The sequence below is a fragment of the Streptomyces sp. NPDC107522 genome, from assembly GCF_055657525.1.
Genome location: NZ_JBVKAU010000018.1, coordinates 74,116 through 88,786, shown reverse-complemented (window position 1 = coordinate 88,786; position 14,671 = coordinate 74,116). Strand labels below are relative to the sequence as shown.

The 14,671-nt window shown below is 71.4% G+C and carries 13 protein-coding genes and 1 pseudogene; 3 read left to right on the top strand and 11 right to left on the bottom strand.

From position 1 onward, the window contains the following. Nucleotides 1–54: 54 nt before the first annotated feature. The 8 genes and pseudogenes from ACZ7L6_RS36470 to infC form a co-directional block, all read right to left on the bottom strand. Entirely contained in the window at nt 55–1,131 is a 1,077-nt protein-coding gene (locus ACZ7L6_RS36470; RefSeq protein ID WP_471931581.1) for a PP2C family protein-serine/threonine phosphatase, read from the bottom strand. Nucleotides 1,132–1,378: 247 nt separating this feature from the next. Further along, complete coding sequence (gene pheT / locus ACZ7L6_RS36465) at nt 1,379–3,892, bottom strand: phenylalanine--tRNA ligase subunit beta (RefSeq protein WP_471931579.1); 2,514 nt, start codon at nt 3,890–3,892, stop codon at nt 1,379–1,381. Further along, the gene (gene pheS, locus ACZ7L6_RS36460) at nt 3,892–5,013 is read right to left on the bottom strand and encodes a phenylalanine--tRNA ligase subunit alpha (RefSeq protein WP_471931577.1); all 1,122 of its coding nucleotides are present in this window, start codon (nt 5,011–5,013) and stop codon (nt 3,892–3,894) included. The genes pheT and pheS overlap by 1 nt, the downstream gene beginning before the upstream one ends. A 146-nt stretch (nt 5,014–5,159) precedes the next feature. Continuing rightward, entirely contained in the window at nt 5,160–6,299 is a 1,140-nt protein-coding gene (locus tag ACZ7L6_RS36455) for a sensor histidine kinase (RefSeq protein ID WP_471931575.1), read from the bottom strand. Nucleotides 6,300–6,352: 53 nt separating this feature from the next. After that, nucleotides 6,353–7,201 (bottom strand): TrmH family RNA methyltransferase, encoded by an 849-nt coding sequence (locus ACZ7L6_RS36450; protein WP_471931573.1) that lies wholly within the window; start codon nt 7,199–7,201, stop codon nt 6,353–6,355. 102 nt (nt 7,202–7,303) lie between these two features. Further along, the gene (gene rplT / locus ACZ7L6_RS36445) at nt 7,304–7,687 is read right to left on the bottom strand and encodes a 50S ribosomal protein L20 (RefSeq protein WP_006141703.1); all 384 of its coding nucleotides are present in this window, start codon (nt 7,685–7,687) and stop codon (nt 7,304–7,306) included. A 101-nt stretch (nt 7,688–7,788) separates the two neighbouring features. Then, a complete protein-coding gene (gene rpmI / locus ACZ7L6_RS36440; protein ID WP_004933563.1) occupies nt 7,789–7,983 on the bottom strand; it encodes a 50S ribosomal protein L35 in 195 nt (64 codons plus the stop codon). Between the two features lie 111 nt (nt 7,984–8,094). Beyond that, nucleotides 8,095–8,773 (bottom strand): annotated as a pseudogene (gene infC, locus ACZ7L6_RS36435) (translation initiation factor IF-3). Nucleotides 8,774–9,109: 336 nt separating this feature from the next. On the opposite strand from infC, the gene ACZ7L6_RS36430 reads away from it, so the two are divergent. Then, nucleotides 9,110–9,484 (top strand): DUF1844 domain-containing protein, encoded by a 375-nt coding sequence (locus ACZ7L6_RS36430; protein WP_471931570.1) that lies wholly within the window; start codon nt 9,110–9,112, stop codon nt 9,482–9,484. A gap of 1 nt (nt 9,485) precedes the next feature. Here ACZ7L6_RS36430 and ACZ7L6_RS36425 read toward each other — a convergent pair whose 3' ends face one another. After that, nucleotides 9,486–10,217, bottom strand: a complete 732-nt coding sequence (locus ACZ7L6_RS36425) for an SseB family protein (protein ID WP_471931568.1) — start codon at nt 10,215–10,217, stop codon at nt 9,486–9,488. Nucleotides 10,218–10,367: 150 nt separating this feature from the next. Here ACZ7L6_RS36425 and ACZ7L6_RS36420 point away from each other — a divergent pair, with 150 nt between their 5' ends. Together ACZ7L6_RS36420 and ACZ7L6_RS36415 are read left to right on the top strand one after the other, a co-directional pair. Then, a complete protein-coding gene (locus ACZ7L6_RS36420) occupies nt 10,368–11,384 on the top strand; it encodes a serine hydrolase (protein ID WP_471931566.1) in 1,017 nt (338 codons plus the stop codon). Nucleotides 11,385–11,393: 9 nt separating this feature from the next. After that, nucleotides 11,394–11,990, top strand: coding sequence for an HD domain-containing protein (locus ACZ7L6_RS36415; protein WP_471931564.1), 597 nt, complete (start codon nt 11,394–11,396; stop codon nt 11,988–11,990). Here ACZ7L6_RS36415 and mycP read toward each other — a convergent pair. Both mycP and ACZ7L6_RS36405 read right to left on the bottom strand, forming a co-directional pair. Continuing rightward, the gene (gene mycP / locus ACZ7L6_RS36410; RefSeq protein ID WP_471931562.1) at nt 11,987–13,156 is read right to left on the bottom strand and encodes a type VII secretion-associated serine protease mycosin; all 1,170 of its coding nucleotides are present in this window, start codon (nt 13,154–13,156) and stop codon (nt 11,987–11,989) included. The two genes, ACZ7L6_RS36415 and mycP, sit on opposite strands and share 4 nt — an antisense overlap. Next, nucleotides 13,153–13,965: a hypothetical protein gene (locus tag ACZ7L6_RS36405; RefSeq protein ID WP_471931744.1), complete on the bottom strand. Its 813-nt coding sequence runs from the start codon at nt 13,963–13,965 to the stop codon at nt 13,153–13,155. The genes mycP and ACZ7L6_RS36405 overlap by 4 nt, the downstream gene beginning before the upstream one ends. Nucleotides 13,966–14,671: the final 706 nt, after the last annotated feature.

The following is a 14,671-nucleotide window of genomic DNA, read 5'->3' as shown; positions in this document are numbered from 1 at the left end:
CGGATGGCGACGCCTCGCCGCGCTGGCTTGGCCGGGCGACTGATCGCCGTTGCGCTAAAGGTGGTTTGTCGGCTGCGGGTTGATCGTGGCTGGTCGCGCAGTTCCCCGCGCCCCTGAAGGTTGGCTGCACTGGAGCCTGGTTCGATCGTTCCGTAGGACCAGTAGCGCTATGTCGTCCGCCTGCCTTCCCCTTGTGTGGCGGATGAGTGCCGTGAAGAGGGTGCGCAGGATCGTCTGAGGGGTGATCGGGTCGTTTCGTACGGCGCCGATGAGCGCCGCCTGCAGGGGAAAGAACCGGCCTCTCGTGTCCCTCGCGTCCTCGACACCGTCCGTGTACAGGACCAGGGAGTCGCCGGGCAGCAGGGAGCCGCAGGGCAACGGAGTCAGGTCGGTCGGGAGGGGGAACGGGCCGAGGGGTGGGAGGGGATCGGCTCGGGCCAGGGGTTCGACGCCGGTGCCGCTCAGCAAGTACGGCCAGGGATGGCCGCAGTTGAGGGCGATGATCTCGCCGTCCCTGCCGATCTCCAGCAGCAGGACGGTGACGAACTCCTCGGCGACCGGGGTGTCCGGCTCCCGGCCCGCGGACGGGTGCTCGTCGCGGGCCCGTTCGCGCAGGTGCCGGGCCAGGGCGCGGTCCAGTCTGCGCAGCACCCGGCCGAGGTCGGGTTCGTCGTGGACGGCCTCGCGGAAGCTGCCGAGGACCGCGGCGACGGTGCCGAGGGCGGCGATGCCATGGCCGCGGACGTCGCCCATCACCGCCCGTACGCCGTGCTCGGTGGCGATGACCTCGTACAGGTCACCGCCGACACAGGCGCTGCGATCCGCGGAGAGCTGGGCGGCGGCGACGTTCAGCCCGTCGATGCGCGCGGGGAGCGGCCGCAGCAGTGCACTCTGCGCGGCGCCGGCGACCTTGCGGACCTGCCGGAGCTCACGCAGCAGGGCGTGCCGGACGTGCAGAATCAGACCGGTCCCCACGGCGAAGAACACGGCGCCGGTGACGAGCCGCGCGCCGAGGCTGTCCTGCTGAGCCAGCGGGCAGGTCAACTTGTACGTGATCGCCATCGCACCCCAGGCGGTGGGCAGCCCCATCCCCAGCGCCTTCCGGGGAACCCGGGCCTTGATGCGGAACATGCCGTTGGCCCCCCAATAGGCCCTGACAACGCAGATCGGACCGACCTCGAAAGGCCGGTCCGATTCTGTCGAGAGATGACCCGGAAGTACCAGATCACCCAGAGAAGTCACCCTATTGAGTGAGGTGACCACAACGCCCGATGGGGGTGTGGGGGTTGCCCCCCACAAGGGGCGCGGGGAACTGCGCGACCAGCCACGGCTCAGCCGCACCCGCCGGACAACCGCAGTCCCCCACTCCTTAGGCGCACTAACCCCGGAGAACCGCTCCCGTCCGCTCGCCCGCGAGGGCAACCGCCGCATCCCGAGCCGCCGAAGCCTCATCCACGGTCAGCGTCCGGTCACCCGCGCGGAAGCGCAACGCATACGCCAGCGACTTCTTCCCGTCACCCAGCTGCTCGTCATTGACGTACACGTCGAACAGCCGGATCGCCTCAAGGAGTTCACCCGCCCCCTCACGCAGCGCGGCCTCGACCTCCGCGGCCGGCACCGGCTTGTCCACCACGAGGGCGACATCCTGCGTGGCAACGGGGAACGTAGAGATGCTCGGCGCCTGCGGCGTACCGTCGCCGACCTGCTCCAGCGCGTCCAGGTCCAGCTCCATCGCACAGGTGCGCCCGGGCAGCCCCAGCGCCTTGAGCACCCTCGGGTGCAGCTCACCGGCGTGCCCGATGACCCGCTCGGCGCCGTTGACGGTGATCGCCAGCTCGGCGCACCGACCCGGGTGCCACGGCCCGTACTGCCCGGCCCGCACGCTCAGCTCGGCCCCGGCCTCGCGGGCCACGAGCCGCGCGGCCTCGATCGCGTCGGCGTAGTCGGCCGGACGACCCTTGCCCCACCAGCCGGCCTGCTCACGGGCACCGGCGAGAACGACGGCGACGTGCCGCGGCTGCTCGGGGAGCACGGCGTTCAGGCCCGCGATCTCCTCGTCGGTGGGACGCCGGTCGACGGGCAGGTGCCCGGCGACGCGCCGCTCGTCACGCGGCTGGAAGACCAGGCCCGTCTCGAACAGCGCCAGATCGTGCGAACCGCGGCCGTCATTGCGCCGCAGCGCACCGAGCAGACCCGGCAGCAGCGACGTACGCAGCGCGGGCTCCTCGTCGTTGAGCGGGTTGACCAGCTTGACGACGCGGCGGGCCGGGTCGTCGGCGGCCAGGCCGAGCTGGTCGAAGACCTGCTCGCTGACGAAGGGGTAGTTCGGCGCCTCGACATAGCCCGCTCCGGCGAGCGCGCGGCCGACCCGGCGGTGCAGTCGCTGGCGGTGGGTCAGACCACGGCCGGACGGCGGCTTGGGCAGCGTGGAGGGCAGGTTCTCGTAGCCCTCCAGGCGGATGACCTCTTCGGCCAGGTCGTTCGGCTCCAGCAGGTCGGGCCGCCAGGACGGCACGGTGACGATCAGCTCGTCCTGCCCGTACACGTCGCAGCCGATCTCCTGCAGACGCCGTACGACGGTCTCGCGGCCGTACACGACGCCCGCGACCTTGTCCGGGTGGTCGGCGGGGGTGGTGATGGTGTGCGGTCCGGAGGGCGTGACGACCTCGGTGACACCGCCCTCCGCCGTGCCGCCCGCGAGCAGTACGAGCAGGTCGACCGTGCGCTGGGCCGCCGCGGCTGCCGCCGCCGGGTCGACGCCGCGCTCGAAGCGGCGGGACGCCTCCGACGAGAGCTTGTGGCGGCGGGCCGTACGGGCGATCGCGACCTGGTCGAAGTGGGCGGCCTCGATCACGACGTCGGTCGTCGCGTTCTCGAGGTCGTCGTGGTCGGCGATCTCCGTGTTGGCGCCGCCCATGACGCCCGCGAGGCCGATCGGGCCGCGCTCGTCGGTGATGACCAGGTCCTCGGCGTGCAGCTTGCGCTCGACGCCGTCGAGGGTGACGATCTTCTCGCCCTCGGCGGCCCGGCGGACCCCGATCGTGCCCTGGACCAGGGAGCGGTCGTAGGCGTGCAGCGGCTGGCCCAGCTCCATCATCACGTAGTTCGTGACGTCCACGGCGAGCGAGATCGGGCGCATGCCGACCTTCTGCAGCCGGCGCTGCAGCCAGATTGGCGAGCGGGCCTCGGGGCTCAGACCGGTGACGGTGCGCGCGGTGAAGCGGTCGCAACCGATCGGGTCCGAGACCTGCACCGGGTAGCCGAAGGCGTTCGGGGCGGGCACGTCGAGGAGCGCCGGGTCGCGCAGCGGGATGCCGTAGGCGATGGCGGTCTCGCGGGCGACGCCGCGGATGGACAGGCAGTCACCGCGGTTGGCGGTGACGGCGATGTCCAGGACCTCGTCGACCAGCTCCAGCAGCTCGATGGCGTCCTTGCCGACCTCGGTCTCCGGCGGCAGCACGATGATGCCGTGGGTGCCGTCGTCGCCCATGCCCAGCTCGCTGGTGGAGCAGATCATGCCGTGCGAGACACGGCCGTAGGTCTTGCGCGCGGCGATCTCGAAGCCGCCGGGCAGCACGGCGCCCGGGAGGACCACGACGACCTTGTCGCCGACCTGGAAGTTGCGGGCGCCGCAGATGAGCTCCTGGGGCTCGCCGGTGCCGTTGGCGGTGCCGACGTCGACGGTGCAGAAGCGGATCGGCTTCTTGAACTCCGTCAGCTCCTCAATGGTCAGCACCTGGCCGACCACGAGCGGGCCCTTGAGGTCGGCGCCGAGCTGCTCGACGGTCTCGACCTCCAGACCTGCGGAAATGAGCTTGGCCTGGACGTCGCGGCCGGTCTCCGTCGCCGGCAGGTCGACGTACTCCCGCAGCCAAGAAAGCGGGACCCGCATCAGATCTCCATCCCGAACGGCCGGGTGAACCGGACGTCACCCTCGACCATGTCTCGCATGTCCTCGACGTTGTGGCGGAACATCAGCATCCGCTCGATGCCGAACCCGAAGGCGAAGCCGCTGTACTTCTCCGGGTCGACGCCGCAGGCGGTGAGCACCCGCGGGTTGACCATGCCGCAGCCGCCGAGCTCGATCCAGCCTTCGGAGGAGCAGGTACGGCAGGGCCGGTCGGGGTTGCCGACGGACTCGCCGCGGCAGACGTAGCACACCATGTCCATCTCGGCGGACGGCTCGGTGAACGGGAAGAAGTTCGGCCGCAGCCGGGTCTTCATGCCCTCGCCGAACAGGGACTGGACCATGTGGTCCAGGGTGCCCTTGAGGTCGGCCATGGTCAGGCCCTCGTCGACCGCGAGCAGCTCGACCTGGTGGAAGACCGGGGTGTGCGTGGCGTCCAGCTCGTCGGTGCGGTACACGCGGCCGGGACAGATCACGTACACCGGCAGCTCGCGGTCGAGCAGGGAGCGGATCTGCACGGGCGAGGTGTGGGTGCGCAGCACGACGCCGGAGTCACCGGAGCCGTCCGGGCCCTCGACGAAGAAGGTGTCCGCCTCACCGCGGGCCGGGTGGTCCGGGCCGATGTTGAGGGCGTCGAAGTTGAACCACTCGGCCTCGACCTGCGGGCCCTCGGCGACCTCGTAGCCCATGGCCACGAAGACGTCCTCGATGCGCTCGGACAGGGTGGTGAGCGGGTGGCGGGCGCCGGCCGGTACGCGGTCGTACGGCAGGGTGACGTCCACGGACTCCTCGACCAGCACCCGCTGGTCGCGCTCGGCCTCCAGCTCGGCCTGGCGGGCGGCGAGTGCCTTGTTGACGGCGCCGCGGGCCTGGCCGACGCGCTTGCCGGCCTCGGCCTTGGCGTGCGGGGGCAGGGCGCCGATCTCGCGGTTGGCGAGGGCCAGCGGGGAGGTGCCGCCGGTGTGGGCGACCTTGGCCTCCTGGAGCGCGTCGAGGGAGTCCGCGGCGGCGAAGGCGGCGAGCGCCTCGTCCCGCATGCGCTCGATCTCTTCTGGTTTCAGTGCCTCGACCTCGACAGGGTCGTACGACTTATTCGGTGCCGACATCTCTTCCCGTGCTTCCGATTGGCTGGCGGATGGCCCCGTACCGACTCGTGGACATCTCGTCACGGTTATTGGGACACAAAGGTGCCAAAGGCCGAGTCTAACGGGGTTGAGGTAAGCGAATGCGCCCGTGGGGCTCGGTCCGGATCTCAGGTGAGATACGCGGGTGCCGCCACGGGCAACGTAAATCGGAACTGCGCGCCGCCGCCGGGGGCGCGGCCGACCTCGATGGCGCCGCCGTGTGCCTCGACGATGCCCTTGACGATGTAGAGCCCGAGGCCCGTGCCGCCGCGCTTGCTGCCCCGCCAGAAGCGGGTGAAGACGCGGTTCATGGACTCCTCCGGGATGCCGGGCCCCTCGTCGCTCACGGTGACCGACGTGCCGGTGTCCTCGTCTTCGCGCGGGGACGCCGTGGCCGTGATGTCAATGGTGACCGTTCCGTCGCCGTGCCGCACGGCATTTTCGATGAGGTTGCTGAGCACCTGGTCGATCTTGTCGGGGTCGGCCCACAGGGCGGGCAGCGGCTGCTCGATGCGCAGCAGGAACCGGTCGGCGGGCTGCCCCGCGGCGACGTACGCCTGGATGTGCCGCCCCACGGCCGCGCCGATGTCGACGGGCTGGCGCCGCACCTCCAGCCTCCCGCTGTCGATCCGCGAGATGTCGAGCAGCTCGGCGATGAGGCGGGTGACGCGGTCGGCGTCGGCGTCGACGGTCTCCAGCATCAGCCGCTTCTGGTCGTCGGTGAACCTCGCCCACTTGGCGAGGAGGGTGGCGGTGAAGCCCTTGACGGAGGTGAGCGGCGACCGCAGCTCATGGGCCACGGTCGCGATCAGCTCGGCGTGCGAGCGCTCGGTGCGGCGGCGGGCCTCGGTGTCGCGCAGGGAGACGACGACGCGGCTCACCGGCCCGGTGGGCTCGGTACGGACGTACCGCACGGAGACGAGCACCTCACGCCCGCCGGGCAGGAGGAGATTGCGCTCGGGCTGCCTGCGCCTGATGGCCAGCCCCCCGTAGGGATCGGTCAGCTGCCACCAGCGCCGCCCCTCCAGGTCCTCTAACGGCAGGGCCTTCTCCAGCCGCTGCCCGAGGGCGTCGTCGGCGGCGACGGCGGTGATGCGCTCGGCGGCGGCGTTGAAGCAGATGACGTGCCCGTGCTCATCGGCGACGACGAGGCCGTCGGGCAGGTCGTCGGGATCGATTCCGAGCTCCGCGGACTCACCTGGCGGCCGGGACGCGGACGGCCGCCGCACCTCCCGTGCCCCCGGTGCGCTGCTCGTGCCGACACTCATCCCCGTACCCCACCTCTCACGACGGCTGAGGGGCCCCCGAGCTGGTCACCCTACTAGCTCTCGGTGACGGAGCGGCACCCACTGGGGGCGCGCTGTGCACGGGCGGACGCGTAGAGACATACGGCGGCGGCGGTGGCGAGGTTCAGGCTCTCGGCCTTGCCGTGGATCGGCACGCGCACGACGGCATCGGCCAGCGCGCGCGTCTCCTCCGGAAGCCCCCAGGCCTCGTTCCCGAACACCCAGGCGGTCGGCCCGCCCATGGTGCCCTTGTCGAGCTCGTCGTCGAGATCGTCCGTCCCCGCCCCGTCGGCGGCCAGGATCCGCACCCCGACGTCCTTCAGCCCCGCCACGGCGCGCTCGACGGGAACTCCCACAGCGACGGGGAGGTGGAACAGGGAGCCCACGGAGGCCCGTACGGCCTTGGGGTTGTAGAGATCCACGGACGCGTCGGTCAGTACGACGGCCTCGGCCCCGGCGGCATCGGCGCACCGCAGCACGGTCCCGGCGTTCCCTGGGTCCCGCACATGCGCGAGGACGGCGACGAGCTTGGGCCGGGCGGCGAGGATCTCCTCGAAGGGGGTGTCGACGAACCGGCAGACACCGACGAGCCCCTGCGGGGTGACGGTGGTCGAGATATCGGCGATGACCTGCTCGGAGGCCAGGTGGAGCCGGGCTCCGGCGTCCCGGGCCTCACCGATGATGTCGGCGTACCGCTCCGCGGCCTCGACCGTGGCGAACAGCTCGACCAGCGTGTCCCCGTACGCCGCCGCCTCCCGCACGGCCTGCGGCCCCTCCGCGAGAAACAGCCGCTCCTTGCCCCGGAAGTTCCGCTTGGCGAGCCGCCGGGCGGCGGAGACGCGAGGGGAACGGGGGGAGATCAGCTCAGGGCTGGCCGGGGGCATGCTCTTCACTTTCGATAGCCACTTTCCACTACCAACAACAACGGACCCGCAGGCAAAACCCACGGGTCCGTTCCGTCACGTCGGCTCAGGCCGAGCGCAGCGTCACGCGGCCTTCGGCGCGTTGACGTCGCTCGGCAGCGCCTTCTGGGCGACCTCGACCAGCGCGGCGAACGCGTTGGCGTCGTTGACGGCCAGCTCGGCCAGGATCTTGCGGTCGACCTCGACGTTCGCGGCCTTCAGACCCTGGATGAAGCGGTTGTACGTGATGCCGTTGGCGCGGGCAGCGGCGTTGATGCGCTGGATCCACAGCTGGCGGAAGTCACCCTTGCGCTTCTTGCGGTCGTTGTAGTTGTAGACCAGCGAGTGGGTGACCTGCTCCTTGGCCTTGCGGTACAGGCGCGAACGCTGACCGCGGTAGCCGGAGGCCTGCTCGAGGATCGCCCGGCGCTTCTTGTGGGCGTTCACTGCCCGCTTGACGCGTGCCACTTTTTAACTCCTTGTAGCGGGGCCGCGGTTGGACTCACACGGCCCGGAATCGATTGGGTCCCGGTCCAGACGTACGGCGCTCAGGCAAAGCGCCGCGTACGTCACTTGCCGAGAAGCTTCTTGATCTTCGCGGCGTCGCCCGGGGCCATTTCGGCGTTGCCGGTCAGGCGACGCGTCACGCGGGACGACTTGTGCTCGAGCAGGTGGCGCTTGCCGGCGCGCTCACGGAGCACCTTGCCGGAGCCGGTGACCTTGAAGCGCTTGCTGGCACCGCTGTGCGACTTGTTCTTCGGCATAGCGCCGTTCTCTCCTCGTAGATGGCGCTCCGGTGCCCGGTCGGGAAAACCGGGCACGATGGAGCGTCGCTCTTGTATCGGTTACGTCCTGGGGACTTGCGTCCCCCGGGATCACGCCTCGACGGAAGCCTCGGCAGGGGCCTCGGCGTTCACAGCGTCCGCGTCCGCGGCGTTCTGCGACTTGCCGGGGTTGGCCTTCGCTTCGGCCTTGCGGGCCTCCTGCGCCTGGCGGGCCTCGGCCATCGCCTCGGTCTTCTTCTTGTGCGGCCCGAGAACCATGATCATGTTCCGGCCGTCCTGCTTCGGGTTCGACTCGACGAAACCGAGGTCCTGGACGTCCTCCGCGAGACGCTGCAGCAGTCGGTAGCCCAGTTCGGGACGGGACTGCTCGCGACCACGGAACATGATCGTGATCTTGACCTTGTCGCCCTGCTTGAGGAACCGGACGACGTGACCCTTCTTGGTGTCATAGTCGTGCGGGTCGATCTTCGGCCGGAGCTTCATCTCCTTGATGACCGTGTGCGCCTGGTTCTTGCGCGCCTCACGGGCCTTCATGGCCGACTCGTACTTGAACTTCCCGTAGTCCATGAGCTTGCACACGGGCGGACGGGCGTTCGCCGCGACCTCGACCAGGTCCAGGTCGTACTCCTGCGCAAGCTCCAGTGCCTTGGCCAGCGGGACGATGCCCACCTGCTCGCCACTGGGACCGACAAGTCGCACCTCGGGAACGCGAATCCGGTCGTTGATGCGGGGCTCGGCGCTGATGGATCCTCCTCGGTTAGCACCACACGGCGGTCTGGCGGACAGCCGCGTATGTCTTCTTTCGTAAGACCTAACCGCGCCGAAGCACAAAAAATGCCCCGGACGATCACAGGCGGGGCTCCAAAACACTACCGGAGCACCGCCGCGATGACCGCGGGGCGCGATTTCGGGCGACTCCATCGTCCGTACGGAACGATGGGGGCGCCTGACCGGGTGACCCGCCGTCCCGGAGGACGGTCAGGTGGGAGATCGGAGCCTCCACTTGTGGGCTCGACACATGCGTGTCCAGCCGGTCATTACACAAGGTTAGCAGCAACCCGGGGGTGGTGCGAATCCTCGTACACCTGGGCCTATCGTGTGGAGCATGAGTGACACCCCTGCTGAGTCTGCTGAGTCCCCCACGGCCCCCGACTTCGACGAGATGACCCGCGACATCGCCGAGGTCCCCGCCGTCGAGGTGATCGTGACGGTCGCCGTCAACCTGATGAGCGCCGCCGCCGTGAAGCTCGGTCTGACCGAGGAGGGCGACAAGTACAAGGACCTGGACGAGGCCCGCAAGCTGGTGCACGCCCTCGCCGGTCTGCTGGACGCGAGCGCGACCGAGATCAGCTCGTTCCACGCGGCGCCGCTGCGCGACGGCCTGAAGTCGCTGCAGCTGGCCTTCCGCGAGGCGTCGATCGTCCCGGACGAGCCGGGTCAGGGGCCGGGCGAGAAGTACACCGGCCCGATCTACGGCTAGATCACCCTCGTACGTACAGGGGCTCGCCCGGTGGCGTCACCCCGGCCGGCAGCAGTGCCAGGTCGAGGCCGCGCACCAGGCGGGCCCTCAGTGTTTCGTCGGCCGCGAGCCGCTCGGCGACCGCACGGGCGGCCTGCCCGGGTACGGCGGACTCGTCCAGTACGAGGGCGAGGGTGCCGTCGGCCTGCCCGGGCCCGAGGTGGGCGCGCAGGACGGCGGGCTCGGCGGCGACGGCATCGCGTACGGCCGCCACGACGGCCGGGTCGGCGAGCGGGTCGGTCGTCGTACGGCCCTCGGCGAGCGCGAGCAGGGCGCGCCCCGTCAGCTCGTACGGCACCGGACCGGCCATGTCCAGCACGATCGTGTCCGCCTTCTCGTGCGCCGCGGCCTGCAGGGCCTGGTGCAGGGGTACGGCGACGGGGCGGGCCGCCGGGTCCCAGCGGGTCAGGGACTCGGTGGAGGTGAAGGCGGGCAGGGCGGTGCGGTCGCCGGCCTTCAGGGTCGGTACGGCCATGTCGCTGGTCTTCTCGCGGCGCAGCCCGTTCTCGTCCTCCTCGACCTCACCGAGCACGGCCACGACGGGGACGAGCAGCCGGGCGTCCCTGAGCGCCTCCAGGACGGGCGCCTCGGCGGTGCGGTCCTCGGCCCAGGCGGCGAGCGCGGTGCTCAGCCGGGGGTCGGCGGAGCCGTCGTCGTCGGAGAAGGGAGAGTCGGGAATGTTCTTGTTCGCCACGGTCACCGACCCTATCGGGGGGATGCTGCTGCGCTTGTGCGGGCCCGGAAACCTGCCCGTGACGCGGTTCACAGGAATCTCAGATTTCCCTGACGCACATCTAACGCCCGTCTAACGGCACGCACAGTCGCCGGCCCCACGATCGCGGGCATGGAGTCTTCCAGAGCCCGTCGCAGTCGCCGCGCTCGTCCCTCCAGACGCCGCCCTCTGTTGTACGGCGCCCTCGCCACCGTCGCCGTCCTCGGCGGTACGGCGGCGGGGACCGTGTACGTGAAGGCGCAGGCGCACTCCGGGGGAAGGGCCGTATCGTCGGCGGCGTCGCCGACGGCCTCATCTTCACCCTCGTCCTCGGCCTCGGCGAGTGAGGAGGTTTCGGTGGACGCTGTGGCGCAGCCGGTGGTGGACCGTGACGAGCTGCTGGCGGCGGCCATGGAGTCGGTGGACGTCCCGGACGGTGTCGAGGTGTCGGTGGCGGTGCTGGACCTGGGCTCCAAAGAGAGCGCCTCGTACGGGGACGGCAGCTTCGACACGGCGAGCATCGTGAAGGTCGACATCCTGGCGGCGCTGCTGCTGCAGGCGCAGGACGAGGGGCGGCGGCTGACGGCGGCGGAGAAGTCGTACGCTACCGCGATGATCGAGAACAGCGACAACGCCTCCGCGTCGGAGCTGTGGCGGGTGATCGGAAAGGCGGAGGGCCTCGATGCCGCGAACGAGCGCTTCGGGCTGACGCGGACCGAGGGCGGCGACGGGATGCTGTGGGGGCTGACGCAGACCACGGCCGCCGATCAACTCAGGCTGCTGGGGCAGGTGTTCGGGGAGGACTCGGAGCTGAGCGAGGCCTCGCGGACGTATCTGCGCGGGCTGATGGGGCAGATCGCCGTGGGTCAGCAGTGGGGGGTGTCGGCGGCGGCCGACGGGTCCGCGTGGGCGCTGAAGAACGGCTGGCTGCCGCGTACGGCGACCGGGTTGTGGGACGTCAACAGCATCGGCCGGGTGACGGTCGACGGCCACGACTACCTGGTGGCCGCCCTGTCGAACGGCAACGCGACGCAGACGAAGGGGATTTCGCTGGTCGAGGCGGCGGCGGTGGCGGCGGTTTCGGTGTTCGCCGCAGAGGGCGCCACTGCGTCCGCCTCCGCGCCGGTGTCCGCCACGGCATCGTCGTAACCTGACCCGATGCCACCGTCAGATCTCCTGTCGCGAGCCCTGTTCGACCCGGTCGATCCGCCCCTGCGGCCGCTCCCACCGCCGGTGGCCGATCTTCTTCGCTCCCTCGACGCCCCGCCGCGGCTGGCGGCCCATTTGCGTGCCGTCCACGATGTGGCGGTCCAACTGGTCGACTGGGTGGAGCGTCGCTGCCCCGGTCTCGGTGTCGACCGCCAGGCCGTCCTGTTCGGAGCGGCGACTCATGACATCGGCAAGACGGTGCACATCCCCGAGTTGTCCGGGCCCGGCTCCGCTCACGAAGAGGCGGGGAGGGAACTGCTGCTGGCTCACGGGTTCGGGCCGGAGCTGGCCCGCTTCGCCGGCACGCACGGCGCATGGGCGGATCCCGCGGTGGCACTCGAGGACCTGCTGGTGAGCACGGCTGACAAGGTCTGGAAGAACAAGCGCGTCCCGGAACTCGAAGACCTCGTCATCGCGCGGCTGGTGCAGGACACGGGCAGACAGCGCTGGGAGGAGTACCTGGCCCTCGACGAGTTCCTCGGCCGCATCGGCGACGGAGCCGACCACCGACTGGCCTTCCAGGCGTCCTTCCCCGTGTACGCCTAGAAGTCGTGGCGTGCGCGGCGGCCGCGCAACACCACGACCGCCGAGACCAGCAGGACGCCGCCGGCGCCGCCCGCGAGCCAGGCCGTCCAGCTCGTCGCGTCGTCCTCGGACTCGGCCGCGTCGGGGCCCGCGCCGAAGTACTTCCCGCCGTACGCCGCCGCCTGCAGGTCCTTCGGCTTGATGGTCGCGGCCTTCTTGATGGCGGCGGCCGGGTCGATGAAGCCGTAGCCGCGGGAGTCGTCGCGGCCGTCGGAGGGGGCGTCGCGGGCCGTGTCCTCCAGTAGCTTCTTGATCTGGGCCGGGGTCAGGCCGGGGTGGGCGGCCTTGATCAGGGCCACCGCTCCGGAGACGAAGGCGGCCGCGGCGCTCGTGCCCCAGCCCTCGTAGTACTTGTGGTCGGGATCGGCGATGACGACGTCGACGCCGGGGGCGCTGACCGTGGCGTACCAGCGGCGGGTGGAGAAGGAGGCGCGGGTGCCGTAGCGGTCGACGGCGGTCGCGGCGATGACGCCCGGGTAGGCGGCCGGGTAGGAGATGTGGTCGCCCTTCTCGCCGCCGTTGCCTGCGGAGGCGACGACGACGGCGCCCTTCTTCAGGGCGTACTGGACGGCCTCGTCCTCGCCGGCCTCGGGGTGGGCGGACTTGGAGTCGTCGCCGAGGGAGAGGTTGATGACGTCGGCGCCGTGGTCGGCGGCCCAGCGGATGCCTTCGGCGAGGGCGTTGCCGCGGGTGCTGCGGGCCTTGGCGCGGGCCGGGTCGCCGTCCTCGAGGATGACGCGGACGGGGAGGATCTTGGCCTCGGGGGCGATGCCCATGACACCGTCGCCGTTGCCGGCGCCGTGCCCGTGGCCGGCGATGATGCCGGCCATCGCGGTGCCGTGCCGGGCCCAGGCACGGTCGCCGCGCTCGGCGCCGAAGCCGACCATGTCCTTGCCCTCGAGGACGTTGCCGGCCAGGTCGGGGTGGTCGTCCTCGACACCGGTGTCGAGGACGGCGACGGTGACGCCCTTGCCCTTGGTCGTCTGCCAGGCCTCCTGGGTGTGCATGGCGTCCAGGGCCCACTGGCGGGCACGTATCGAGTCGGCGTGCGCGACGGTGGGCGGCAGGAGGGCGAGGCTCGCGCCGAGGAGGACGGCGAGGGGGCCGGTGCGTCGGGTCACGATCATGACGACTGCTCCGTGGACGGGCCGACGTTCTTGCGCAGGGCGCGTTCGACGCGGTCGGCGAGGCCCTGGGCCTCGTGGCCGAGGCCGGCCTGGGCGATGTCCGTGGTGGTGCCGGACTGCATGGCCTCCTCGGCGGGCTCGGGCTCGTCGACGGTGCGGTCGTCGGCCCAGCCGGAGACGGCGTAGACGACGACGGGGGCGTCGGTGAGGACGGAGACGGTCCAGGAGGCCCGCTGTTCGTCGCCGAACCCGGTAGCCAGGGTGCCCTTGGCGGCGTAGGGGCGGGGCATCAGGTCGGTGCGGCGGTCCAGGCCCTCCTTGGCGAACCGGCTGTCGAGCGCGCGCATGGCGGCCGCGTCGGCCTTGGTGAAGAGGAGGCCGACGGTGGTGACGTAGCTCTGGGTGGCGTCGATGTAGGTGGCACGCAGCAGGCGCTCACAGCCGACGGGTGCGAGGGCCTTGCGCAGGAGCGGGTCGAAGGCGTTTGCGCAGCCGCTGTCCGGGGCGACGGCGACCCGCGTCCAGGTGCGGTCGGCCCCGCCGGGTCCCGCGCCCCTTCCGATCACCGTGGGTGGGAACAGCCGGTCGACAGGGACGCTGTGCCACAGTGTGCCGGCTGCGGCGAAGGTGTCCCGCGCACCGCCGTCGCCGGGCTCCCCGACCAGCCAACTCCCGGTCACGGCACCACCGATGAGGCCGAGTCCGAGCACGACACAGGCGGCGGCCACCGCGACCCGGGGCCGGATCCGCACCCCGAGGGGACGCGGGCGCGCCTGCTCGTCGTACCCCTCGGGCTCACCGAACGACACGACGGGCCGCCCGGCGCCCGGCGCCGCGCCCGGCGCCATGGGGGCGCTCCAGGACAGGGACGGGTCCGGGGCGAACGAGGCGGAGCCGTGGCCGTTCGGGGACTGCCCCGTGGCGTGGGCGGGTCCTGCGGGGGCAGGGGCCGCATAGCCGCTGCCTGCCGACCCGTGCCCGGCCGACGACTCCCGCGCGGGAGGGAGCGGCATCGATACGCCGGGCCGCGCGGGCGGCGGTACGGAGGCGGCGCGGCGAGCGGACTCGGCGGGTGCGGCGGGGGCGGAGCCCGGGTGGGGGGCCGGCTTCGGAGGCATGGCGCCGGAACCTGCGGTCCCGCTGCCCGACTGCGGAGGTACGCCGGCGGAACCTGCGTGCCTAGTACCCGACTGCGGAGGTGCGCCGACGGAACCGGCGTGCCCACTGCCCGGCTGCGGAGGTGCGCCGGTGGAGCCTTGCGCAGGCCCACCGCCATGCTGAACATGCGCGCCAGTGGAAGCCCGCCCGGGCCCACCGCCATGCTGAGGGGACGCGCCCCTGGAACCTCGCGCAGGCCCGCTGCCCTGCTGAGGGGGCACACCGGCGGCAGCTCGCGCGGAGGACTGGCGGTTGTCGGCCTCGGGTGACCGGTCCGCGGCGATCGGCCGGAGCCGGAAGGTGGTCTCAGCGGCCGTCTCGGCGGGGGCGCCCGTACGACGTGACGGTGAGGGCCGC